Consider the following 22,567-nt stretch of genomic DNA (forward strand, 5'->3'; position numbering starts at 1 on the left):
GGATTGTGTATAACTAAAGCTCACTTTATATCGATACAAGTACAGTCATCAATTTGCAATGTGCAAGCTCTGGCAAACGAACAACCTCTTCTCCATCGGTTAACTTCTGCTTAGGCTCCAGTGGTTGTTCCGCAAGAGATACACGCTCTGCATGTACAGCCTGATTGAAGTGTATGTTCACGTTAGCAGGCTGTGACAGATACGGATTGAACACACGTACAATGTATCCGTCACTCTGCTCTGCTTTCTTGAAGCTGCTTAACACCACGTTGGAATCGTCACTGAACGACATCAGGCTGTAGTCCGGATCCAGCACACGTTCCTCATCACGGAAAGCAAAGATTAATCGTCCGTTCAAAAAGTCGCATAGCTGATAACTGCTGATTGGTGTCAAATATTCACGTGCTGCACGGGCTACATTTGCTTCGTTGAATCCAGAAGTCTGGATATGCAGGCCAAAGGTGAAGGACAATTCCCTAAGTAATTGTGCGTCTGGTGTTGCTACAATTTTCTCGCCGGAGGCCCGTCCAGGACGATATAACAGATTTTCCTTACCCATAAAACCGAACGTACGGAACAAGGTCAGTGCAATGGTATCCATTTGCTCGCCAACAATCTCATATTCACGTACACCTTCCGTCATCACAGCCATACCATGCGAACCGTTGTTCAACCCAACATAACTCTGCATCGCTTCAATGGTGATCGGTTTCTCCTGCCATTGTTCGCGCTCCCATACCTCCACTTCTGGCAATGAGGTTGGACGAGCAATCACACCGAAAGGCTGATCTGCAATGGATAGGGCGGAAGCAATTCCTGTATCAAAAAGAACACGCAGACGGTGGCTGAACACCTCATTCTGCACCTGAACCTGGAAGCGGATCAGCTTCTCTCCTTTGCGAAGAGATATCTGCACCTGCATTGGCAATGCTCCCGACGTGATGCCTGCGGCGCGCTCTTCCAGATCGTAGGGAACATCCAGCGTGAAACGCAGGGATAGTGTCTGGGATACTGACGTTTGGGTAGTAGTCGCACTCATCTGGCTACCTGCCGAAGAAACAATAAGATCCCGCTCGGGTGGAGAATAATTGTAGGAATCCCCGTCATCCCCATTATCTTCAAAGACCATTTGATCTGCATACACTTGGCCTGATCGCTTGTCCGTAATTTGCAAGGTGCCGTTTGCTTGCAGCGCAATGGTGAAATGTTCATTTTCAATCATGTCCCCGTTACGTCGCTCAATGACAGATGCAGCGCCCTGGCTGAAATCAAAGACAATCTGGGTGTAACCCATCGCCGGGACCTCTTGCAGTTCCACCAGCAATTTGGCGCGATATACCCGTTCCGGCAGATGTACTTTGCGGCTTGGATTGAGATCGATGTGCTGTCCAAGCACATAATCGGTCTGGTCTGTTTTTTCCACTATAGTGTAGGCCAGCTCGCGTCCCTTCGTGTCCCGAATCACAAAGGATTCTTCCGGAATATAAGCTTCAATCTCAGTAACCCCGCCTCGCACATACGGTAGCGTGTTGAACAGGGTGAACGCAAATGTCTCCTCCTGCTGAATCGTTGAAGCAATCATCCGCATATGCAGGTCAAGCAAATTCAGTGCGATATCATAGGCCTGTTTGTAACGGAACGCAACGTCCTGATTTGTTGTATCGCTGTTACAGCCACCGATGCTGTCATGTGCCGCATTCTCAAACAATAGCTTCCAGATGTCCTCCACAATGCGATGCGGGTAGTCATGCCCGAGAGAATGGCTAATGGCAAGTACCGGTTCTAGCGTGTTAGCGATCAGATTCTCAATCCGGTTATTTTGCTGCTTAAGATCGGCACGGGTGGAAAAAATGGACTTGTGAATCCGCATATGCTTGGCTTCCATTAATTCACCCCGAAGTAGAGGCAGGTCCTGACTATCCGCTTCAATCTCCGCCAGAAAACGTTCCGGTTCATTCATCACATATTCGCGTTTTGTATCCAGCGCATTGAACCGTTCAATCAATTCCGGCAGGTTTAACCGGACAGGCGCCTGATCAAACCCATTGGGGAAATAGATATGTCTGGTGGATGCTTTGCGTTCAAGGGCACCAATCTGTTTCTCCAGATAGGGGATCAGATCTTCCTCATTTTCCGGAATGTTACCGCCGTAGTAATACCCGAACGGCATCTGCACAGCAAATACACGACTACCGTCCGATCCTTCCCACGTAAACTCGGTATGTGGATTCGTATTATCTGATACGCCTCTCCAGAACAGGAAACGTTCGATGCCAAACTCGCGGTAGATCTGCGGCATCTGTGCCGATTGTCCAAATGCATCCGGGACATAACCAACCTTCATCGCATGTCCGTACTTTTGTGCTGTTTTCATACCATAATACAGGTTTCGGACCATGGATTCACTGGAAATCACCAATTGATCCGTCTGTGTATACCAGGGTCCCGTCATCAGTCGTTTGGCTGAAACCAGTTGGCGGATACGTTCCTCATCTTCTGGACACCAGCGGATGTAATCATCCAGCAGTGAGCCCTGTGCATCCAGCAGGTAATAATGAAATCCTTCGATATTCTCCAGTGCGTTCAATACTTCCTTGACGTGTTTGGCAAGATACACTTTGGAACGGGAGGTCGTAAAATACCATTCCCGGTCCCAGTGTGTATGTGGAATCACATGGACTTTGGTACGATTTCTTTCACTCATATCTCTATATCCCTCCAGATGCTTTTTAAAGGTTGTTCAAAAAAGTCCGCTTTTGATTACGAGGGATGTCTGTTGGCATCATCAGCATCGAATATGGAATTCAGCCGAAATGTCCGTTGCTCACGTAGTTTTCCCTACGCTCCGCTACTCCATTTCTACCTTCATCCCATCTTCTCGATACTGAAAAACGATCTTTTTGAACACGTACTTTTAGTCAAAAACGAGTTCGATTTCTTCCCCGTTTTTCTTCACTGAAGCTTCCTGAGTCTTGGCAGGTTGTTTCTCTTCTTCATCACGGAAGTTCACCAGCATGGTGCCCGCCGCCACGATCAATGCGCCGACTATTCCTCCGGCAAGGTACGCGATTGGGGTACCTACTGACACTGCTCCATATAACCCACCGATCGGTGGCATGATGATATGCGCTCCCAGCAATGCAGTCAGAGCAGCCCCCGTCGCACAGGCAAACATGTTGACCAGAATCATTTTGGCAGGATTACGCAGTGTAAACGGAATTGCACCTTCCGTGATACCGATCACGCCCATAATCACTGCACCTTTGCCCGCTTCCTGATAGGTTTTGGAAAAACGTTTCTTCATCAGCAATGTCGCCAAGCCATAACCAAGCGGCGGGATGCAGATGGCAATATTAATGAAAATATTCGGCAGATATACACCGGACAGGAACAGGGCGTTGCCTGCCATCCATGCCGCTTTGTTGACGGGTCCGCCGAGATCAAATCCGATCATCGCTCCCAGAATAATCGCAAGCACAACGGTATTGGTTCCGCTCTGGCTCATGTTTTGAACCCAAGCAATGAGATACTCATTCAGTGCGCCCAGTGGACCACCCAGAATGACCGCCATCAGAAATCCGGTTAAACCAACGGTAATCAGCGGTAAAATGATTAACGGTACCGAGCCAGCGGCCGGACCTGTAATTTTAACTTTGTTTTTAACCCACAAGGTGATGTATCCGGCAAAGAAGCCTGAGATCAACGCGCCGAGGAAACCGGCGTTGGTCTGCTGTGCCAGCACCCCGCCGATCAAACCTGCGGCCAGCGCAGGTTTGTCGGCAATGGAGTACGCAATGTAACCGGACAGGACAATCGTTAATAGTCCGATGCCGCTCCATCCTACATTTTGCACGAGATATAAAATATGCAAGAATCCGCTTCCATCTTTGTACGGATCAAGATCAGTAATGCCCATTGATAGTGCGATAATTTTACAGATGGCAACGACCAGGGAACCCGCGATAATGACCGGCAGCAGATAGGAGATACCTGTCATTAGATGTGTTTTTGCTTCACCAAACCATTTTCTCATCGTACTCTCTCCTCATGTGGAAGGTGGGGTTAAGCTTGTGCGTTCACAGCCTCAACGGCTTTGGTTAATACCGCTTCTGCCTGACTTACGGCATGACCGATTTTGACACGTACGACTTTTTTATCGCCAAACCGATCCATGTCCTTCACCGTTTGATCCGCTGCAATTAGGACAAAATTCGCTGCAGCAATATCTTCTTCCGTTAACTTATTGACTTGCCCCATGGCTCCCTGCTGTTCCACTTTGATCTCATATCCCAGTTGCTGAGCTGCTTTCTCCAATGCTTTGGCGGCCATCGGGGTATGGGCGAGACCTGCGATACATGACGTTACACCTACGATTTTCATTATGACACCAGTCCTTCCGTATATTGATGAAGCAACGTATATACATCTTCCGGCTGCACCGCTTCTGCGATGGCCTCTTTGAATGAATCTTCCAGCAATAAGGTGGCAAGTGAAGAGATGATTTGCAGATGGGATACGTCTACATGACCTTTAGGCACAAGGATGGCAAAAATATATTTTACCGGCTTGCCGTCATGAGATTCCCATTCAATGGGCTCCCGTAATCGAATGACCATCACTGCCGGACGTGTTACAACTTCACTCTGGGTATGGGGAATCGCAAAGTGATCCTGAAGTCCGGTGGAGTAGACACGTTCGCGTTCCCACAGATCAGCCGCAAGTTGTGCACGGTTTGTAGTGATGCTGTAACGCTCTGCCTCCGCAGATATAAAATCAAATACGTCCTCTTTGCTATGCAATGTCTGATCGAGATAAATCTGATTGGTTGTAATCATGATCTCTGTCTCTCCTCCTCTCTCTATCCAAAACGATAAGCGCTTACAAGATCATTGTAACGGATTCTGGCTGGACCTTGGATCTAGAAAATTTCCCCTTCGAAGCGGAAAAACATTAGCCATAGTAAAAACCCTGAGTCTAATAGACTCAGGGCAGTTGTAAATGAGTTTCAATGGTGCGCTGCAAAGGCAGCTTAAGTAAGTACAGAACCTGGACTCTAAGCGGATAAAACATCAGGAACGCTGTGTCCAGCGCTGCATTCCTGATCGAAGCCCGTAATATGCTGCGGCGAGCAAAACGAATCCGGCAACAGCCATGATCATGGATGTTATATCCCACCGAACCATAGTTCCAAAAGCAACCTTGGATTGCAATGGGGTACCAGAAGAAGCGGTGTTCATCAGATCAGGTACGTAATTCATAGTCATGATCATGCCTTGAATGACATTCCAAGCTGCAAAACCGATGATGAATAACAAGGTAACCAGAACGGATTCCATCGCTAATCGTTTGTTCATGCTTGTCATTTACCTCCTCAATTATGGTTAGGAAGGATGCCTTTATACGAAGTCTCTTTCCATTTAATTGGACAAGATGTGCTGCATCTCCTGTTTCAAACGATCTTTATTTTCGTCCACATACTGATACAGCATGTCGAAGCTTTCTTCATTATCCGATTGCATGCTCAAATTCGCGGCTTCCAGTTCAATCTGCTGCAATACCTCATGAATCTGTTCCCCGTGTGTTTGCAGGCTTGTCGTGATGTCGTCTTCGGACAGGCCATTCACATTATCTCGTAATTGCCCGTGCGTTACGCCGCTCTCGGACAACATCTGCTCTATCTTCTTCAAGATCAAGGAATCTGCATCATTGCCGATCCGCTCCATAGCTGTTATCGTCTCACCCAGATACTGTCCGCTGGCATTCTCAAGGAAACCGGTCATCCCGTTCATGGACAGCTCGGTATCCAGATCAATGATTAGAATGATATCTCGCAATACTTGCGGAAGTTCCGACCCACTCTCTCGAATCGTAGCGAACTCAGCCCGATAAAGGTCCATGGCAACACTCCCCACCACTTCTTCACCTGACATCTCCTCAAGCTGATCAAGTGGTAACAACTCCTGCAATTCTTCTTGTAACTTGTTCATCTTTCTCTGCCTCCTGTATCTCTCTGTCTAAATAGTTTGAACGTGTTTTTTACACTGGACCACTACGCGGTCAGAATAAACTTCCGATCGCTGTTATCCCCAGATTTTTTCAATCCCTTTATTAAAGGGTAAAATCCGGTGATAAAGGCGAAGTGTATGCTTCCGAAGCAGCTTTCTTGCAGAAAGCTTTTAGCTCCGCTTCTTCAGTTTTTTTCTGCCCTCTCCGTTATCGTGTAAATTTCAAGTTCAACTACGCCGACACGTTATTACATCATATCAGAATACGCTATATAAGTTGAACTTATGGAAGTTGGTATAGTATATCCTTTAACAATTTACAGGGAACATCGTCAAGTTAACGCGCACTTGACCTCGGGAAAATGTTCCGCTGTTATGATCTTGGCATCACGAGTCTTGGGAGGGGTAATGATGCGACTGGCCTTGTTCACAGACACCTATCTTCCGGAAACCAATGGTGTTGCTGGCACGCTCCACCGCTTGAGTAACCATCTGAACCGCAGAAGAATTGAACATCTGCTGTTTACGCCGAACTCCGTCATTGAAGGAAGCCATGAGACTCAAGTCCGATCGGTTGCCAACATCCCTTTTTTTCTGTATCCCGAATGCCGTATTGCTCTACCCAACAGAGCAGACACACACAAGCAGCTACACACCTTTCAACCCGATCTGCTGCATATCGCCACGCCTTTTAATATGGGGTTGCTTGGTCTGAGGTATGCGCTCAAACACCATCTTCCGCATGTTGTCTCCTACCATACCCACTTCGATCGTTATCTCGAATACTACCGGTTGAAAAGTATGATTCCTCTCTACTGGAAATATATCCAATGGTTCCACCGTGCCTGTGATGCAACCCTAACTCCATCGCAGGAAACGTTAAACACCTTGCAAGCCCAAGGCATTCAGCGTCTGAAACTTTGGTCTCGCGGGATTGATTGTAACCTGTACTCCCCTGATAAACGCAGCTCGGATATCCGTAAACAATACCACATCACAGCTCCCCTTATTCTACTCTACGTTGGACGCATTGCCCCGGAAAAAGATATCGCTACACTCACGACTACCATGCAGCAGTTGCCCCAGGAAATGCAGTCCCGTGTACACTGGATCATCGTTGGTGACGGCCCATCTCTCCCGAAAATGCGTCTGCAATCCCCACCCAATGTCACCTTTACAGGTTATATGCATGGCGAAGAACTTGCTGTTATGTATGCTTCGGCAGATCTGTTTGTGTTTCCTTCCTCTACGGAGACATTTGGCAATGTGGTGCTGGAAGCGATGGCTTCAGGACTTCCTGTGGTGGCGGCCAATGCCGGAGGTGTAAAGGATCTGATATCCCCTCACCGCAATGGTGTGTTATTCGAGCCAGGTCAGGCTGATGCACTGATTCGGGAGATATGTCTCTGGGGAAATCACGGAGACCAATTGCGAATGATGGGATTGGAAGGCAGAAAGCTGGCTGAGCAGCGGTCGTGGGAGCATATTTTTGATACACTGATCGGGGATTATGAGGAAGCTATAGAACATCGGAATAAACGAACGAAAGATCGAATTATTACAGCGTAATCAGATGTCTTGAGGTTATGCCAACAACCCATAACTACCGCCACTGCCCTATGCAAAATTAAACCGGTGCGTCCGTTCAGGCTGCCGCAGCATGTGCACGCTGCTACGGTCGGCCTGAAACATGTTTCCAATACATTTCATAACAAAACCTTCATCTTGGAATGGGTTGAGCTATTACACGGTATGTAGACACATAGAGCCGCAGTTATTAGAATTATTTAAAATATTTTGAATGATTGTATATATAGAAAAAAGACATGATCTCATTGAACTAAATCATGCCTTTCATTGCATACCATCTATGTGTTGAATTTACTGAACGGGACTTTGATATCTACAAACCCTTTAGCGTAGGGTGCAACCTCATAAGGATAGAATCGGATGACGATGCCTTTGTCATATAAAAAGAATTCAGATGTTTGATCAATCTGAAAATCATAAATATTTTCTTCAAAAATAGAAACTCCTGCATTATACATGGCTAATAGACTGTTGGAGATTGATTTCTCTACCTTCTCCATCTGAATATCGTCTTTGACATACTCGCTTAGCTTTAGTTCTTTACCTGTTCTTAAATCATAGTTATATGATTTTGTCGCATCCATTCCATGTGCTCCGCCAGTGTACACATGATCTTCATATACCACAGATAACTTTTCTTTTGCATTGTATTTTACACTGGCCATGGTAATGTAGAAATAATTTTTGTTTGATTTCTTTTCTTCTTTGTCCAGGCGAGCTGCTTTCACTGCGTGGAGTTTAAATGTCTTGTTCAGCTTATCCGTCACAGATTTATTTCCACCTGTTAGATGTATGTATGGCTGTCCTTTGTAATATTGGACCTTCGTTTTCACTGTAATCGTGCTGCCTGCCTCTACATGACTACTCGGAAGAATGATAGCAATCAGTACAGTGATCAACAGGTAATTTATCCATCTCAATTTTTTTCTTTCCATTCTATATTTCAACATTATCGATTAACCCCCTTTGGCTCAAATGATATCGTTTCCTGCATTCTGTTCCATATTACCTGTGGAGTGCCCCTTAGGTCTGTTCCGCTCTGAACGTTGCCAATCCAGATGTCTTCTGCGCCTGGGTGTTGTAAATAGTGCCTGAGCGTTGCTTTGATCAGAATAGACGAGTGTAAATCCAGTACCTCATCCAGCGGTATCCAGAATAACTCTCCTTCATCTGAGGACACTAATTGTCGATGCGTAGTCTCTCCGAAATATACAAACTGCTGCCAAATCTCACCACTATTAACTTCCAACAGAATATATCGAAGCCGAAAATGTTCGACATCCTCTTGCTTGAACCCGGTCTCTTCTTCAATCTCCCGATAGCTGGCGCTCATGGGTACGTTCAGTTCCCCTTGTTCCAGATGTCCGCCAATGCCACCCCAGAATTCAAAATTAAACAATCTGCTGCCCGCCTTCTTCATCATCAGCATATCTGAGCCATTGCTCAAAAACGCTGTAGCCATCTGTCTAATCTCCATATGTTCCTCGCTTTCCAAACTTTGTTTATAGTAATCTTTATCTATATAAACTGAACTAAAGAATATTTACACTAGCCACTCCGATGACAGAACAACCTTCCGATTGCTGTTATCCCCAGATTTTTTGATTCCTTTCCTAAGGGGAAAAATCCGGGGATAAAGGCGAGGTGTATGCTTCCGAAGTAGCTTTCTTTCAGAAAGCTTTTAGCTTCGCTTTTTTAGGTTATTTCTGTCCTCTACGTTTTGTGTAAATGTTATATTCAATTTATATAACCGTCTTCTAAAGCAGTTTCTTCAACTCACTTAGATGTTCAATCGTATGTAAAGGACCCGACGTAATGCTGTCTTGCCACGGCTGGTTGACCTTCATCCAGATGGTGCTCATGCCTACGCTTGCTGCTCCTTCAATATCGTTCACGGGATGATCGCCAATGTAGATGCATTGCTCTGGGCTTAGACCGAAATGATCAAGCGCAAGCTGAAATATGCGTGGGTCGGGCTTTTTGACTCCAGCCTCTTCTGAAACAATAATATGGTCGTAATCCTCCCGGATACCGAGTTGATCGATTTTCCCATACTGAATATCGGTCTGTCCATTGGTAATTAACCCGGTTCGATATTTCCCCCGCAGATGCTGAACCACTTCTCGCGCCTGTTCCATCAGAACTGAACTTCGCACATACTCTCTGCCATAGAACTCCATCAGTTCTGCATGTGGCGGATGCTCTGCCCAAGGCAGTTCATGCAGCAACTCGTTGAACAGAAAGGGTTTGTCCTTATAACCATCCTGGTCGAGTTCAATAATTCGTTTACTTATATCTTCAGTTGACTCAAGGTGACCAAAATAGGTCTTGATTAAACGCTGCGTGAAGCCGTCAAAGGTCATCGTTCTGTTCAGAATCGTATTATCCAAATCAAAAATAACCGCTTTAATATGATCCATCTTCCTTCTCCCCCAATTCCAGTACATGCGTTATCTTTTCCATACTCGTCACTTCTCTAAATCCCAAGTTGTGATAAAAAGATCCAGCAACCGGTTGATCCGTGTACAGAACCAGTCGAGCGTAATGATTTTCCGCTTTTTGAATAACCGCATCCATCAGCCTGCGCCCAACCCCATGTCTTCGAAATTCTCTCATCACATAAAGCCTGCGAATTCTTCCGGTATCCGTCATTTTAGAATAAGGATCTCTGTTCAGACCGCAGATCCCAACAACCTTATCGTGCATTCTGCATTCAAAAAGCGCTTCACCTTTTTGCTCAAATGTATTGATTCCTGTCTCATATTCATGGATTAATCGCTCGATATGTCTGAACCCCTCACTGGAGCTTTCAGCCAGCATCGGCACTAATTCGTCATGATTCCATACCGATATCTCCTGAATCCGCATGGTGTAACCGCCTCCAACATGTTAAATCAATGGTACACATGCAAACCCAACCATACATTGAACGATGGCCGGGTTTATCTTGTAAAGCTCATTCTCATTTTTTCTTTTTGTGATAGTGATAACCCGTGCACAGACCCTTTTGCTTGGATTTGGCTGAACAGTTATGTCCACCGTTCTTGTCCAGTCTGCCTGGATGAGCATAAGCGGAAGAGGATACACCAACAAGTACAACAAGAGACAGGATTACGATAACAACCTTTTTCATAAGTCACCCTTCGATCAACACCCTATGCTTCAGGGCTTAATACGTGCTATATCATTCTACATGAAAATCCACAATTTGGATATCCTTCATCTTTTTAGCCGATCCATTCTCATAAAATCTTAAATTGCTTCAATGCATGGGTGACTCCATCTTCACTTGCCCGCAGGGTGACATAATCGGCGCTTTGTTTTATTCGTTCTCCGCCATTTCCCTCGCAATTCCGATTCCCGCATACTCTAGCAGATCCACATCATTCTCCCCATCACCAAAGGTTATTGTATCCTCTCTGGATATCTTCAGGTAGTCGAGAACTCTCTCTGCGGCTATGGATTTGCTGACTTCGCTCGCTTCCAGCATATTTACTACATACGGATGGAATCTCACGAATCGTAAAGAAGGAAATCTGGATTGGAACTTCTCCGTTTCCGCCTCATCCGCATATAAACAAATGCAATATACGTCCTGTTCCAACGTGCTGATTTTCTGCGGGAAATCCATGAGTCCAAGCGTATCACTTAAGGCTTCAGTAACACGACCATCTGCTGTACACAACCCGTTCGTCTCAAATGACTCTGTAAAATATGAAATACTGTGCCCATGCAACTCGGCAAACTCACTGAATGCTCTAACCATCTGTGCTGAAAGTACAGACTTATGTATCACTTCATCACCTGCTTTGATCAATGCCCCATCAGCCGAAATGATCGTATCGATTCCGAGATTTCTGAATTCTTCGCATAAATTATAGGGCCTGCCTGTGACGAGTACGACTTGAACGCCTTTACGAATCAATTCCCGGATCGACTCAGCTGTACTCGGTGATAAACTCCGATCCATTTCGCTCAGCAATGTACCGTCCACATCAAAGAACACAGCTTTCATCAAAATGTTCTTCCTCCTCTATTCTGGCTTCCTGGGAATTCAAGTAAAAAGAGCAAGTACAGAATAACCTGATGTGGTCTTCCTGCACTTGCTCTTGCGATTAACGGGTCTGAACATCTTGGGTACGTCCCATGTACCATGATTGAAATGATTCCGCCGTATTCAGGGGAATGTCATGTGCCCGATGGTGCAGAACAGGTTTGGCACGGTTTACGGTATGAATGGAAGCCACACCAAACCAACGCTGTAACACATTACGGGTGATCTGCACTTCGATGACTTTCTCACGTTTGGAGATGAAGAGTGTTGAAGTGAGCGCACCGGTTCGAAGTTGAATGAAATTCTGATGCAGAATGTATCGGGTATGGAAAAAGTCCATCACTCTGCATGTTGCAATCCATACGAGGAGAATCGTAGAAATCATCCACCAGGCATGTTTCTGCCCAAACACCAATGGTTTGAAATACCACAATAAACCCGTGATCATGATCCACCCCCAACTTGGTTTGAGCAGGCGCAGCCATAGTGATATTCGTGGAAGTTTTTCCATCTCCTGCGTAACCCGATAGGATGGCAGGATCTCCTCAATCAGGGTATAGGCTTGCTTCACTGGCAAGAAAGGATAGAGCGAGTTGACCTCCTGCTCGGACTCCCCCAGACTACCCGCAGTGGTCAGTTCTACTTCTGCTAATCCAAGCAGCCTTTTCATCGGTGACTGTGTGATTTTCACGGCCTGAACGCGTTCTTTCAGGATTGAAAATGACGTTTGCTCCATCATACCCTTCGTGATATAGATTCGCTTGGCATCCGAGGTGATCTGGAAATTTCCATACTTCACGAATGTTCTGACAATACCCAAGGCAATAGATATGATCAATAAAACCAAAATCATCAAACTGGCAATCCACCAGGAATCGAGCCAGGTTAACAACAAACTTTCCGTTACTTCTTCATCAGGGAAGAAGTCCTTCACCCAAGAATATAGTGTAGCCAGGACCGGAATCAGTACGAGAAAACTAAGCGAGGTAAAGGATGCTTTGAATATGTCCTTGCGGGTGGAATGATAATGAACAACCCGTTCCTGTTTTTCTTTTGCAGGCAGAGACATGGCTTCATCGGTTATATCGGGGTCAGATTGCGTCTCTCCCTCTCCCATAACCTGAACTGCATCCAACGTATCATGTTCCTCTGTTTCCCCTGCTGATTCTGCATCCTCTGCCAGATAACCCGCTACAATCTTCTCCAACTGTTCTGCTTCGGAAAGTGAAACAACGTGTAACTGAAAGGTAGCATCTTCTCCCTTAATCCCGGTCTCGAATCGGATCGACGTCACGCTGAACAACCGATGAAACAACGTTGTATGTCGGTTCACGTTCTGGACCTTGGTATACGGTATCGTTCTTCGAGTACGGTTGAACACACCACTGTAGATGTGAAAGGCCTTATTGTCTGCTGTATAACGAGAAGTAAACCACTTCCAGATGATTGACACGATGCCGATGAAAATCCCTACATAAAAGGTGATCCTTCCATAGAAGAGCCATTGGGACTCTGAGCCCTGACGGAAAACAAACAAAAACAGGATGATGGCGAACGAATTCTTCACCAGTTTCCATAGACTCCACAGCATGGTTAATGGATGATGTCGCTTCATATCGATCATTCATCCACCTCATTAATCCGCGCATAGGACGCAATCTGATGACGGAGTGCAAGCGCGACTTCCTCTGGCAATGCCGGGATTTCATGTGATGAACCCATCGTGCCAACCGATACGGAATAGAGTCCATATTTTCGCATCAAAGGTCCCTGATTAGTTGTAACCGATTGCACTTTTGCCATGGGGATGATCTGATGTACCTTGGTTAGCGCCCCACGCTTCAGTTGCAGGAACTCCTCATTCACATCATAGTACCAATGCTTGTATAACCATGACGGCTGGATGAAAATATCCCACACCGCATAGACCACCGATATGGCCGTAAAGCCCCACAAAATCCAACCAATCCACGTCTTCCATCCATAGATGGAGTCGAGTATTAACAGTACGGCAAGGATCAGGAAACCTATTACATTCCATAGGATGGCGCTAATTCTCCACAAGTTTACCGCATAAGGGGAAAGCCTCTGCTCGGGTATATTCCACTGGATTGACATTTGTTCACTCCTTTTTTTCCATCTACATCAAAACACACATGTTACAATGTACGAACAATCGTCCACGATCGATGCAAAAAGATAAAGAGATGACCCCTATACAATACAGGTCGTCATCTCTTTTGTACGTTTCATTTTACTATAAAATCCTGTACTTCACACAGCCAAACCATATGATCAGTTCCTTCGCCCCAGTAGTTCTTTGCCACGACATAGGGTTCACCGAATTTGCGTTGCCACTTCTTCTGTGCGATCTGGTAACCGCTATCCAGGCAGAATTGCTGAATTCCCAGCCGTTGCAGTTCAGTAACCAGGGCGAGAATGAGCGCCGAACCAACCCCCTGTCCTTGAACCTCGGGCAACACATACAGGCTACCTAGTTCTCCGATATCGTTCAGCCGACCCTCTGTACATTCTCGAATCTCCTCACCACACGGTCCATACGAGATTGTGCCTACAATAACATCTCCCATTTTGGCGACAAGGAAAAATACACTTGCTTTGATGTTGTTTTTTGCTTGCAATGCCTTGTGAATCATCGCTTTTTTGTGTGTTATTTCATCCTGAATATCATCCAGAAGCAAGCCTATTCCCTCCTGATCAAATGCTGCGGGAATGGTTGTTTCGAACACCTGATACACTCCATCTGCATCTGATCGCGTCAAAGGTTCAATGGTAATTTTGTCATCCACAGGTTCTTCTCCGTTCCATATACCTTCTTAATCAGTACGTCTCTGAATCAGTCTTCTTAGTTGATTCGAATCCTCAAGAGGAATACTATACCCTGTGTGAGAGTCTTCCTGGTTTACTAACAGGCCTTGCATCTTGGGATCCATTCCTAATGAAAAATCATACCGTGTTATCGAGCTGTCCGCATTTGTTATGCTCATGACGTACTCTGTACCATAATCAAGAATGCCCGGCAAACGCACAGCCTTATGTATGGCCTCCATCATGATCCGAATCTCGTCAGATCGATCAAACTCAACATCTTGGCATGGTTCCACGGTGAGGTTTGGATTACAGGTTAAGGTGATCAGCATAGGAAGCCCCTCTTTCACGTTCGATTCATTCGGTTTGCTGCACCCTGCAATGAACGTGACAACGACAAATACGAGCAACACTCCTACATATTTCACCATACTGCATGCCTCCCTAACTTATTAGTAAATAGACCAGTAATGAGTAGAGAAGTAATAAATACAGCATCTAGTGACTCAACTGCACTAACTATCTGTAGTCATCTCCAGTTACGTAACTCCGGGTCCCATGAAGACAACAAAGTGATCAGTCGTTCTACGGTCTCTTCCACAAATACCTGAACTCTCTCACCCGTGATGAACTCAGGAGTAATTCCCGGTTCTTCCCCATTAAGAAAAGAAAACGTGTGGTCCCGCCAGCGAACAATCTCATCCGCAGTTAAACGATCCGCCATGTCATAGCCTGATGAACCGTTAAGCACCTGCCACACTTCTTCACTCCAACTTGAGCCTTGATAGAGATTAAAATCGATCTGGTCCGTCTCCTGGTAATATAAACGCGCTAGTTCATCCTTCAATCTGCTACTTCCTGTATATTGATCTACCTTGTTGACCCGTTCGACGAATTCAGGATGCACACTCCGGAACCAGTAATAGTCTGTCATCACATGCATAAAGTACCCACGAACAAACCACTTCCACCCTTCATCAGTACGTTGTTGCATATAAGATGAGTAGGGTTCCTTCAGTCCTCCGACGTAATCTCCTTCATCCGTCGGGTTGAAATGGGTGTACTCCTTATCCTCTCTGGTTGTACCTTCGCGCATATGTATGGAATCCGGGGCGATATTCCCCAGATAGAATGAACCTCGATCAGCCTGCATTTGCAGCGAGTCTGCAATCAGATTAGCAATATTGAGATGAACCATAGGTAACGGCATAGAGTTAATCTCCTTCTATCGGGAAGTATTCTACTATACTTAGAAAAAGAAACGATATAACTTACTGGTGCAACGCAGATCACTGGAATGGTGAGACTCCGTTATGCTAGTCCTTTTTCATCGTAATTGCGTAATTAACCCTGTGTTCTCTCCAATTGCATCCGCTCAAACAGTTGCTCCAGATCCGTATGGTATTCCGGGTGCTGCTTAACAAGCAGACCAATATATTCCGACCCACACTCATAGAATACCAGACGATTAAACGGAGCTGTATCTCCAAAATGATTACTTTCCTGTCCAAATTTTGCCCGAATCAGATTCTCAATATAACGCGCGTAACCCTCGTTCCATTCCAACCAGCTCCAGTACTCGGCTTGTTCTTCATTTAATGAAGTGAACAACGCTTTTCTAGCTGTGTGTACTTGTGTCAGGTCTTTACACTTCAAAGCAGACAACAATGAGTTAATCCGCTCCACAACGATTTCATCTTCGTACGGAAATTCATAATCCAGTTCCCATGTTACGCGCTTCAGCTGGTCCATTTTATGCTTAATTTGAAGACGGTTGACGATCCGCTCATCATATTTCTCATATACATAACAATGAACATATTCGTGGAACAGATAAACTTTCTGCTCCAGATCTTTGAACGCTGTATCCGTTACAATCGCACACATTCGTCCGTTCATATGATGCACCGGCATCGCAGCAAGGCATTCATCTGGAATATATAAATCGTCCGGAACCGTCTTCACCCACTCATATTGCTGCGTTTTGGACGAATAATCATAGATATATAATAAAGCTTCATAGGCTACAACCACTGGATAATGTTCTGCAAACAAAGGATGTAGGCTGACCAAGTCTTTCTGAAGCTCGTTTAACTCGTTAATTTGCTCTAAAAAAGCATCCATGTCATTAACCCTCTCTTTACTGGATTGATGCGTTAATCATACTAGATTAGGAAAGATAAAACACTGAGAGAAAAATGATAATTCTGTTCGAGTGTGTAGATGGTGAATGTTAGAAAGGTGGAAGATTTATAATCCGGTATACAGTTTCCTAAGTTCGTTCACCACTGACTATATGCCAATGCTGATGCTTCGAGTCTTGATAACTGCCCAAGTTAGTTACAATCTTCGATGAGCCTGTCTGAGCTAACAAGTCAGCAGCTACTTTTTTAATGACCTGCATCATTTCTAAGAGCAGCTCATCATTATTCTCTTCCTCTTCTGAAATGAAGGATTGAATATGAATCTTCGGAATAACCACGATATGGTGTTCGTAGTATGGTCGAGTGTGATGATAAGCCATAACGTTATTTGTTTCCATGACAACTTTGACTTGCGTTTTACCACTCAGCACCTCATCACAATAGAAGTCCTGTGTCATAATACTCCTCCTTCTTACTATTAAGTTCTAATATATCCTGCCTTCTTCAACACATATTCCGTAAACGGATTGATCTCAGGGATCGGCTGATTCAGATCGAAATATCGGAGTTCCAGCCCTTCATCATCCATAATGGTTGGGCTGCCCTGGATACCTGCAGCTTCATAAACAGCCATGACGTTGTATACTTCATCACCGTGTGGATACTGATAGTACATGTCCTCACCTGAAAAAATGCTAATGAGTTTGAATGATCCCGCTCTCAGTCCGGCCTCTTCATACAATTCCCGCGCAGCTGTTTCCTCCAAAGACTCCCCGGGTTCCATGGATCCCCCAAGTGTCCCCCAATCCAAGCTATCTGTACGTTTTTGCAGCAGCAGGTGACCTTCCTCATTGAACACGAGTACACATGAGCCCGCCATAATTAAAGGACGCGGGCCTACCAATTTTCTTAGCTCCATGATATATCCCATCCATGCTTCTCCTCCATCTTCAATGTGCATACGTTAAAACGTATCCTTATGATTTGGTCAAGATTCCCTGATCCACGGATTTCTGAATAAGCTGCTGCGCATACTCCCACAATGTTTCGGAACCGTTTGCAATTTCACGGTTTCTGTTTAACACCTGTTCACTTGTAATGTTATATTTTTGCCACGTATCTCCCTCATTCTGATGATTGTGGATAAGAGGCTGCAACCGATCAAGAGATGAGGCAAATTGTGCTTCAGGCGTCTGCTTTGCTTCAAACTCTAACCATAACTGGAGTAGTTCTTCAGCCTGTTCCTTAGGCAACATACCAAATAGCCGATGAGCCGCTTGAAGTTCACGATCATATTTATCCGTATTCCCCACCGTGTCGTAGGCAAAAGTATCTCCCGCATCGATCTCAACCAGATCATGAACGAGAAGCATCTTAATGACTTTAAGAATATCCACATCCTTGTTGGCATGACTCTGTAAAACCAAAGCCATCATCGCCAGATGCCAAGAATGCTCTGCATCATTTTCAAGTCTCTCACCATGCATTATTCTCGTCTTTCGTTCAATCGTTTTGAGTTTATCAATTTCAATGAGAAATTGAATCTGATCCTGTAATAATTCGCTCACAGCACTTCCTCCTTCATACCCGATACCCATTTACGTGGATAGATCATACCAGTAAACTCTATAGTTAAAATCGAGTGACATCCCCACGCCTTGTGCCAGATGAATTGAGCCTGCATTGTCCGGTGAACAATCCCAATACGGATGTATGCCTACACGACCGCATTCTTCTACAAAAGCTTTTGCCACCATCGCACCATAATTTCTTCTTCTGTATACTTCAACCGTTTCAATATCAACCGCATGTGTCTGATCTGCGATAAATGCCGAAAGGCAAACACTCGCGATATCATCGTTATGCACTGCAATATAGCCAAAGCCATGTTGTAAAAAATCATCTATTGTCAGCCAAAAGTGAGAGATTTTTTCTTTCAGGAATGGAGAATTGTTATATCTTTTCTCCCCTAGTAGTACTTCATCTATCCTGAGAATTCTGACTTCCCCGTCCTGTGAAAGACATATGTCGAGAGGATCTTGATGACTTATCGGATCTGGATTCAATTTGAATACATGCTGAATGTCACTGGAGATCTCTCTTTTCCCTGAGATGTGCTGAAGAATATCTTCCCAGGACTCGTCCACCACACCAATTTCAACAGCATGCATATGTAAGTTCAATAACTCAGGTTCAATACTTTCCCGCATGAACTCTTTCAATTCATTCAGAAAGGGCTCGCTTCGAGAGTCTCCGATCAACTGAAAACCAGATTGTCCATGTATCCAAATTAGAGCTGCTGTTATATTCTCTGCATCATCTACATAGATCCGTCCCGGGTTCAAGCCAGACGCCACCGCCTTGACTTCAATATTCGGACACGAGTCCGTGAGATGTTCTACTTTGTGGAAATCATGTTTATTAATCTCGGTAATCATAGGTTCATTCCTCCCGAATTCAAAACAAAGCTCTAAAGTGTGTGGAAGCTTGATTCCGAACCCCATTGTTTCCAGAAATACTGTACTGCCTCTTGCAGCAAGTCCAACTTCTGCCGAATATCAAAAATTTGCAACATGTTAATCTCCCTTCACGCTTTTTGCTTTCGTATATGTTCAGGTGTCCAATTCAACGTTCAGTTCACGTACAAATACTGCTGTCCCCTTCATTCTGACATCCATATCCTCACCATCCCGAATCACACTCACTTGAACCTTTCCATCTCTACCAATCTCATGCCCTTGTTCTATCACAAACTGTACCTCATCGATCTCCGGTTTCACATAAGTTAAATAATAAGCACCCATCACCCCGGAAGCTGTTCCAGTCACTGGATCTTCCGTCGTACCAGAGTAAGGTGATGAAAAATGTCTGGCATGCATCATGGCATCGGAATCACGGGTTTTGAAACAAAAGGGATGTAGGGAAGCTTGGGGATTCTCAATTAGAATTCCTGGGAACAGGGAAGAATCCGGTTTCATTTTCATAAAAGAGTTCAATTCACGAATCGGGATTAATAACGTCCACGTTCCCGTACTCCCATAAACGATTGGCGTAGAAAGGTCGACATCATCCAGAGTTAGGTTTATGGCACTTACCAGCTTCTCAATATCCCCCTGGAACGGTATAAACTGCGGCTGATCCTGTTTCATTTCCATGTAAATGGTGTCGGCATTGCGCTCAAATCGTATGGGTAATATACCTACATTGGTTTCAATCGTGATTAACTCTTTGTCACCCAACATACCGCGCGTCTTCAAACCATACAGTGATGCCATTGTGGCATGACCACACAGATTAATCTCATGGCCCGGCGTAAAATAACGTAGTCGGACATCTGCAACTTCAGAGTTCAACACAAATACCGTCTCATTAAAACCAACTTGATAAGCGATCTGCTGCATCTCCGTCTCACTGAAATGATTCGCATCAAAAACCACTCCTGCAGGGTTACCTTGACCAGGAACTGTAGAGAAAGCATCATAATGATAGACCTTAATATTACTCATCAACAGACCCACTCTCTCTGTAATCTATGAGACGCACATTTCCATATAACTCTACGCTTTCACCATCAATTACAAGACCGCCACCATCTTGGCACGCATAAACCGCCGTACGATTAACACGGCTATACTCTCTTAATGAATCCAGGGTGTCTTCCGAACCATCCCAGTGCGGTGCAAATTCAAAATCAACGAGCCCCAGTGCTTGCATATCTTTCAGATCTACATTGTTTTCATCAGCATCTTCCCCATATCCCGCTATATCTATGGTAGGTGTAGTCAGAATACTGCCTGCGCTGACCCCGATCAGAATGCCGCCACTCTTCACATAGAAACGCAGCAAACCAAGCACATTTCTCTTCTGTAATAAACTTAGAAAATAAAACGTATTTCCTCCGGATAGATGAATCGCATCACATTCGAAAATAGAGCCAAATGTGCTCTCCTCATACTCCAGATCAAGGTCGAAATATTGAATGTTATCTATTCCTATTTGATTATAGTAACGTCTAGTGTGTTCAAAATATTTCCGCTCCGGGTCGGAGCACGAAGGGATATATCCGATGGAAGGCTGTTCGCTGTTGAATAAGCGTAATATTCTCTGATCCAATTTATCGTTAGATTCGAATACCAAATCACTTAGAAGAACCAACGTAGTCATCTTACTTCCTCCCGTACCTATTAGACTGACTTAAATTCTCTATCCAAAATCGAGAAAAAGTACTGGTCTGTCCACTGATTGTTCCACCATAGCTCTTCCTGGAAGATGGCCTCCCGTGTCATACCCACATGCTGCATCAGTGCGGCTGAGCGAACGTTTTGTGAATTGCACATGCCGACGACCTTATGAGCTTGTAACTCTTGAAATGCAAATTGTAACAAAAGACGGGTAGCCTCGCTCCCATATCCGTTGCCTGCGTATTCCGAAAGTACTGCGAATCCAAGTTCCCAGCTTTTTCGGTAATCCACATAACTCCACATCTGAACGATACCAATGGGTGTATCTTCTGGATCATTCAAGCGGCGTATAACGAAATCATAGGCATACGGTTTCTCATCTGCGACAGCAAAATAGCTGCGATATTTCTCACGGACCTTTTCCTCATCCGTTTCAACAGTTTCCTCAAAGCTCCATATGTTTGTATCACATTCAAGTTGACCTATGAAGTCGAGGTCCTGCTCTGTGACTGTTGTTATTCTGACCTTCTCTCCCACAAATTCCATGTGGATTCATCCCCTTTGGATTAGGATCATTGTTTGGGAATCTCCCATTCTGTATTAAGCACACCTCTACCAATATTCCATTTGGCGAGCAAAGCTCTCTGTTTATTTTCCAGATCAAGGTAGGGTGCTGCAACGCATGATAACGTGTCAAACATATGGATAAAATGAGGCCCTTCCTTGAAACGTCGAAGCCCGCCATATTCTTCATCATCTGCTGCCCATACAATCTTTTTAATCCCCGACATTAATATGGTGCACGAACACATGGGACAAGGCTCACAGGTAGTATAAAGCGTCAAGTCTTTCTTCTTCGAGAATTTCTTCTTCTCTACATCCAGCAAATGTTTTCCTGCCCGACGAATGGCATCCACCTCAGCATGTGCGGTGGGGTCGCAATCCGAGAAGACTCGGTTCCGGCCTTTACTCACGACAATCCCATCCACATCCACGATTATCGCACCAATCGGATACGTTCCTTCAGTAAATGATTGTTCTGCTTCTTCCAGAGCCAAAGTTAGATACTCATAATCCGATAACTTCATTGAAAATCCCCCTAAGTGCAGTTATAGTCGCTTATAAAGCAGATCCTTGTCTAATGTGTAGTAAAAGAGATTGTCGGGATCTCCTTTAAAAGTTAAAAGTTCTTGATCGTGTACTGCCCTGCTTCACCAAGAAAATCACTTTTGGTTACCCCTTCTTCTCCGAGTACCATCCTGTAGTTCGATATCGTACCATCATGGGAAATGATAAACGTATTGCCGCTCTGTTGCCTGCACCATTCAAGAAGCTGCTCAGCTAATATTTTGAATCGACGTGCATCCATCTGATTAATACTCTCTTCCCAACAATCCAATCCCAACTCAACCATTTTTAAGTCAGTATACTGATGGCTGAGTTCTTCCTTGGAGTAGGTCTGATCGCAGACGAAAGGTACAAACTCTGGATTCTGAGGAAACATTCTTGGGCCAACCAGCGGGCTTAAGAACACAAGATTTTTGTTAGGAATCAGAAGTTGTGCTGTTTCAATAGTACGTTTTGTTGGACTGACCAAAATGACGTCTTCAGGTGCAAAAACCACTTTTCTTCGCAACGCTATGACCTGACTTTTTCCCAATTCAGTGAGGCCAGGATGCAGACAATTTAATTGATTAGGATAGTCTTTCAAGTGTTCGCCATGACCATGACGAATAAATGTAATGTCCATAAGACCTCTATTCC

At 44.8% G+C, this 22,567-nt stretch carries 27 protein-coding genes and 1 pseudogene; 1 reads left to right on the forward strand and 27 read right to left on the reverse strand.

Annotation, left to right across the window (positions count from 1 at the left end; genetic code table 11):
* Positions 1-25: 25 nt before the first annotated feature.
* The 6 genes from mngB to NSQ38_RS27650 form a co-directional block, all read right to left on the reverse strand.
* On the reverse strand, positions 26-2,704 hold the full coding sequence (gene mngB, locus NSQ38_RS27625; protein WP_339785094.1) for a mannosylglycerate hydrolase: 2,679 nt from the start codon (positions 2,702-2,704) through the stop codon (positions 26-28).
* 210 nt (positions 2,705-2,914) lie between these two features.
* Positions 2,915-4,033, reverse strand: coding sequence for a PTS fructose transporter subunit IIC (locus tag NSQ38_RS27630; protein WP_339785096.1), 1,119 nt, complete (start codon positions 4,031-4,033; stop codon positions 2,915-2,917).
* Between the two features lie 29 nt (positions 4,034-4,062).
* Positions 4,063-4,380: a fructose PTS transporter subunit IIB gene (locus tag NSQ38_RS27635; protein WP_017689749.1), complete on the reverse strand. Its 318-nt coding sequence runs from the start codon at positions 4,378-4,380 to the stop codon at positions 4,063-4,065.
* Positions 4,380-4,835, reverse strand: coding sequence for a PTS sugar transporter subunit IIA (locus NSQ38_RS27640; protein WP_339785098.1), 456 nt, complete (start codon positions 4,833-4,835; stop codon positions 4,380-4,382). The genes NSQ38_RS27635 and NSQ38_RS27640 overlap by 1 nt, the downstream gene beginning before the upstream one ends.
* 234 nt (positions 4,836-5,069) lie before the next feature.
* Entirely contained in the window at positions 5,070-5,354 is a 285-nt protein-coding gene (locus NSQ38_RS27645) for a hypothetical protein (protein WP_339785100.1), read from the reverse strand.
* A 63-nt stretch (positions 5,355-5,417) separates the two neighbouring features.
* Positions 5,418-5,987, reverse strand: coding sequence for a hypothetical protein (locus NSQ38_RS27650; RefSeq protein ID WP_339785102.1), 570 nt, complete (start codon positions 5,985-5,987; stop codon positions 5,418-5,420).
* Between the two features lie 426 nt (positions 5,988-6,413).
* Between NSQ38_RS27650 and NSQ38_RS27655 the strand changes: the two genes are divergently transcribed.
* Positions 6,414-7,574, forward strand: a complete 1,161-nt coding sequence (locus NSQ38_RS27655) for a glycosyltransferase family 1 protein (RefSeq protein WP_339785104.1) — start codon at positions 6,414-6,416, stop codon at positions 7,572-7,574.
* Positions 7,575-7,873: 299 nt separating this feature from the next.
* Here NSQ38_RS27655 and NSQ38_RS27660 read toward each other — a convergent pair whose 3' ends face one another.
* The 21 genes and pseudogenes from NSQ38_RS27660 to NSQ38_RS27760 all read right to left on the reverse strand — a co-directional run bounded on the left by NSQ38_RS27660 (position 7,874) and on the right by NSQ38_RS27760 (position 22,553).
* The gene (locus tag NSQ38_RS27660; RefSeq protein WP_339785107.1) at positions 7,874-8,530 is read right to left on the reverse strand and encodes a DUF3298 domain-containing protein; all 657 of its coding nucleotides are present in this window, start codon (positions 8,528-8,530) and stop codon (positions 7,874-7,876) included.
* Between the two features lie 14 nt (positions 8,531-8,544).
* Positions 8,545-9,057 (reverse strand): NUDIX domain-containing protein, encoded by a 513-nt coding sequence (locus NSQ38_RS27665; RefSeq protein ID WP_339785109.1) that lies wholly within the window; start codon positions 9,055-9,057, stop codon positions 8,545-8,547.
* A 295-nt stretch (positions 9,058-9,352) separates the two neighbouring features.
* Positions 9,353-10,015 (reverse strand): HAD family hydrolase, encoded by a 663-nt coding sequence (locus NSQ38_RS27670; protein ID WP_339785111.1) that lies wholly within the window; start codon positions 10,013-10,015, stop codon positions 9,353-9,355.
* Positions 10,002-10,463: a GNAT family N-acetyltransferase gene (locus tag NSQ38_RS27675; protein ID WP_339785113.1), complete on the reverse strand. Its 462-nt coding sequence runs from the start codon at positions 10,461-10,463 to the stop codon at positions 10,002-10,004. Before NSQ38_RS27675 ends, NSQ38_RS27670 begins: the two co-directional genes overlap by 14 nt.
* Positions 10,464-10,557: 94 nt before the next feature.
* Positions 10,558-10,728, reverse strand: coding sequence for a YHYH domain-containing protein (locus tag NSQ38_RS27680; RefSeq protein ID WP_094030640.1), 171 nt, complete (start codon positions 10,726-10,728; stop codon positions 10,558-10,560).
* A gap of 109 nt (positions 10,729-10,837) precedes the next feature.
* Positions 10,838-11,613: pseudogene (locus tag NSQ38_RS27685) on the reverse strand (Cof-type HAD-IIB family hydrolase).
* 97 nt (positions 11,614-11,710) lie between these two features.
* Entirely contained in the window at positions 11,711-13,264 is a 1,554-nt protein-coding gene (locus NSQ38_RS27690; RefSeq protein ID WP_339785115.1) for a PH domain-containing protein, read from the reverse strand.
* A 5-nt stretch (positions 13,265-13,269) separates the two neighbouring features.
* Complete coding sequence (locus NSQ38_RS27695; protein ID WP_339785119.1) at positions 13,270-13,767, reverse strand: PH domain-containing protein; 498 nt, start codon at positions 13,765-13,767, stop codon at positions 13,270-13,272.
* 131 nt (positions 13,768-13,898) lie between these two features.
* Complete coding sequence (locus tag NSQ38_RS27700; RefSeq protein WP_339785121.1) at positions 13,899-14,459, reverse strand: GNAT family N-acetyltransferase; 561 nt, start codon at positions 14,457-14,459, stop codon at positions 13,899-13,901.
* Between the two features lie 27 nt (positions 14,460-14,486).
* Positions 14,487-14,909 (reverse strand): hypothetical protein, encoded by a 423-nt coding sequence (locus tag NSQ38_RS27705; RefSeq protein WP_339785125.1) that lies wholly within the window; start codon positions 14,907-14,909, stop codon positions 14,487-14,489.
* Between the two features lie 98 nt (positions 14,910-15,007).
* Positions 15,008-15,688 carry a zinc dependent phospholipase C family protein gene (locus NSQ38_RS27710; protein ID WP_339785127.1) on the reverse strand — a complete coding sequence of 227 codons (681 nt, stop codon included), beginning with the start codon at positions 15,686-15,688 and terminating at the stop codon, positions 15,008-15,010.
* A 134-nt stretch (positions 15,689-15,822) separates the two neighbouring features.
* Positions 15,823-16,602 (reverse strand): hypothetical protein, encoded by a 780-nt coding sequence (locus tag NSQ38_RS27715; protein WP_339785130.1) that lies wholly within the window; start codon positions 16,600-16,602, stop codon positions 15,823-15,825.
* 148 nt (positions 16,603-16,750) lie between these two features.
* Positions 16,751-17,080, reverse strand: a complete 330-nt coding sequence (locus NSQ38_RS27720; RefSeq protein WP_338592641.1) for an HIT domain-containing protein — start codon at positions 17,078-17,080, stop codon at positions 16,751-16,753.
* 20 nt (positions 17,081-17,100) lie between these two features.
* Positions 17,101-17,541 carry an NUDIX hydrolase gene (locus tag NSQ38_RS27725; RefSeq protein ID WP_339785133.1) on the reverse strand — a complete coding sequence of 147 codons (441 nt, stop codon included), beginning with the start codon at positions 17,539-17,541 and terminating at the stop codon, positions 17,101-17,103.
* Between the two features lie 58 nt (positions 17,542-17,599).
* The gene (locus NSQ38_RS27730) at positions 17,600-18,190 is read right to left on the reverse strand and encodes an HD domain-containing protein (protein ID WP_339785135.1); all 591 of its coding nucleotides are present in this window, start codon (positions 18,188-18,190) and stop codon (positions 17,600-17,602) included.
* A 30-nt stretch (positions 18,191-18,220) separates the two neighbouring features.
* Positions 18,221-19,060, reverse strand: coding sequence for a GNAT family N-acetyltransferase (locus tag NSQ38_RS27735; RefSeq protein ID WP_339785138.1), 840 nt, complete (start codon positions 19,058-19,060; stop codon positions 18,221-18,223).
* A gap of 174 nt (positions 19,061-19,234) precedes the next feature.
* A complete protein-coding gene (locus NSQ38_RS27740; RefSeq protein ID WP_339785140.1) occupies positions 19,235-20,128 on the reverse strand; it encodes a PhzF family phenazine biosynthesis protein in 894 nt (297 codons plus the stop codon).
* Positions 20,121-20,786, reverse strand: a complete 666-nt coding sequence (locus tag NSQ38_RS27745) for a Type 1 glutamine amidotransferase-like domain-containing protein (protein ID WP_339785142.1) — start codon at positions 20,784-20,786, stop codon at positions 20,121-20,123. Before NSQ38_RS27745 ends, NSQ38_RS27740 begins: the two co-directional genes overlap by 8 nt.
* A 20-nt stretch (positions 20,787-20,806) precedes the next feature.
* The gene (locus NSQ38_RS27750; RefSeq protein ID WP_339785143.1) at positions 20,807-21,349 is read right to left on the reverse strand and encodes a GNAT family protein; all 543 of its coding nucleotides are present in this window, start codon (positions 21,347-21,349) and stop codon (positions 20,807-20,809) included.
* A 26-nt stretch (positions 21,350-21,375) separates the two neighbouring features.
* The gene (locus NSQ38_RS27755) at positions 21,376-21,891 is read right to left on the reverse strand and encodes a nucleoside deaminase (protein ID WP_339188813.1); all 516 of its coding nucleotides are present in this window, start codon (positions 21,889-21,891) and stop codon (positions 21,376-21,378) included.
* A gap of 92 nt (positions 21,892-21,983) precedes the next feature.
* On the reverse strand, positions 21,984-22,553 hold the full coding sequence (locus NSQ38_RS27760) for a phosphoglycerate mutase family protein (protein ID WP_339785145.1): 570 nt from the start codon (positions 22,551-22,553) through the stop codon (positions 21,984-21,986).
* Positions 22,554-22,567: the final 14 nt, after the last annotated feature.

The organism is Paenibacillus sp. FSL R7-0313 (genome assembly GCF_037969885.1).
GTDB lineage: Bacteria > Bacillota > Bacilli > Paenibacillales > Paenibacillaceae > Paenibacillus.

What these genes read in the sequence shown, in the direction of transcription:
- mngB (WP_339785094.1), bottom strand. Translation starts at nt 2,704, where the DNA reads ATGAGTGAAAGAAATCGTACCAAAGTCCATGTGATTCCACATACACAC.
- NSQ38_RS27630 (WP_339785096.1), bottom strand. Translation starts at nt 4,033, where the DNA reads ATGAGAAAATGGTTTGGTGAAGCAAAAACACATCTAATGACAGGTATC.
- NSQ38_RS27635 (WP_017689749.1), bottom strand. Translation starts at nt 4,380, where the DNA reads ATGAAAATCGTAGGTGTAACGTCATGTATCGCAGGTCTCGCCCATACC.
- NSQ38_RS27640 (WP_339785098.1), bottom strand. Translation starts at nt 4,835, where the DNA reads ATGATTACAACCAATCAGATTTATCTCGATCAGACATTGCATAGCAAA.
- NSQ38_RS27645 (WP_339785100.1), bottom strand. Translation starts at nt 5,354, where the DNA reads ATGAACAAACGATTAGCGATGGAATCCGTTCTGGTTACCTTGTTATTC.
- NSQ38_RS27650 (WP_339785102.1), bottom strand. Translation starts at nt 5,987, where the DNA reads ATGAACAAGTTACAAGAAGAATTGCAGGAGTTGTTACCACTTGATCAG.
- NSQ38_RS27655 (WP_339785104.1), top strand. Translation starts at nt 6,414, where the DNA reads ATGATGCGACTGGCCTTGTTCACAGACACCTATCTTCCGGAAACCAAT.
- NSQ38_RS27660 (WP_339785107.1), bottom strand. Translation starts at nt 8,530, where the DNA reads ATGGAAAGAAAAAAATTGAGATGGATAAATTACCTGTTGATCACTGTA.
- NSQ38_RS27665 (WP_339785109.1), bottom strand. Translation starts at nt 9,057, where the DNA reads ATGGCTACAGCGTTTTTGAGCAATGGCTCAGATATGCTGATGATGAAG.
- NSQ38_RS27670 (WP_339785111.1), bottom strand. Translation starts at nt 10,015, where the DNA reads ATGGATCATATTAAAGCGGTTATTTTTGATTTGGATAATACGATTCTG.
- NSQ38_RS27675 (WP_339785113.1), bottom strand. Translation starts at nt 10,463, where the DNA reads ATGCGGATTCAGGAGATATCGGTATGGAATCATGACGAATTAGTGCCG.
- NSQ38_RS27680 (WP_094030640.1), bottom strand. Translation starts at nt 10,728, where the DNA reads ATGAAAAAGGTTGTTATCGTAATCCTGTCTCTTGTTGTACTTGTTGGT.
- NSQ38_RS27690 (WP_339785115.1), bottom strand. Translation starts at nt 13,264, where the DNA reads ATGAAGCGACATCATCCATTAACCATGCTGTGGAGTCTATGGAAACTG.
- NSQ38_RS27695 (WP_339785119.1), bottom strand. Translation starts at nt 13,767, where the DNA reads ATGTCAATCCAGTGGAATATACCCGAGCAGAGGCTTTCCCCTTATGCG.
- NSQ38_RS27705 (WP_339785125.1), bottom strand. Translation starts at nt 14,909, where the DNA reads ATGGTGAAATATGTAGGAGTGTTGCTCGTATTTGTCGTTGTCACGTTC.
- NSQ38_RS27710 (WP_339785127.1), bottom strand. Translation starts at nt 15,688, where the DNA reads ATGCCGTTACCTATGGTTCATCTCAATATTGCTAATCTGATTGCAGAC.
- NSQ38_RS27715 (WP_339785130.1), bottom strand. Translation starts at nt 16,602, where the DNA reads ATGGATGCTTTTTTAGAGCAAATTAACGAGTTAAACGAGCTTCAGAAA.
- NSQ38_RS27720 (WP_338592641.1), bottom strand. Translation starts at nt 17,080, where the DNA reads ATGACACAGGACTTCTATTGTGATGAGGTGCTGAGTGGTAAAACGCAA.
- NSQ38_RS27725 (WP_339785133.1), bottom strand. Translation starts at nt 17,541, where the DNA reads ATGGAGCTAAGAAAATTGGTAGGCCCGCGTCCTTTAATTATGGCGGGC.
- NSQ38_RS27735 (WP_339785138.1), bottom strand. Translation starts at nt 19,060, where the DNA reads ATGATTACCGAGATTAATAAACATGATTTCCACAAAGTAGAACATCTC.
- NSQ38_RS27740 (WP_339785140.1), bottom strand. Translation starts at nt 20,128, where the DNA reads ATGAGTAATATTAAGGTCTATCATTATGATGCTTTCTCTACAGTTCCT.
- NSQ38_RS27745 (WP_339785142.1), bottom strand. Translation starts at nt 20,786, where the DNA reads ATGACTACGTTGGTTCTTCTAAGTGATTTGGTATTCGAATCTAACGAT.
- NSQ38_RS27750 (WP_339785143.1), bottom strand. Translation starts at nt 21,349, where the DNA reads ATGGAATTTGTGGGAGAGAAGGTCAGAATAACAACAGTCACAGAGCAG.
- NSQ38_RS27755 (WP_339188813.1), bottom strand. Translation starts at nt 21,891, where the DNA reads ATGAAGTTATCGGATTATGAGTATCTAACTTTGGCTCTGGAAGAAGCA.
- NSQ38_RS27760 (WP_339785145.1), bottom strand. Translation starts at nt 22,553, where the DNA reads ATGGACATTACATTTATTCGTCATGGTCATGGCGAACACTTGAAAGAC.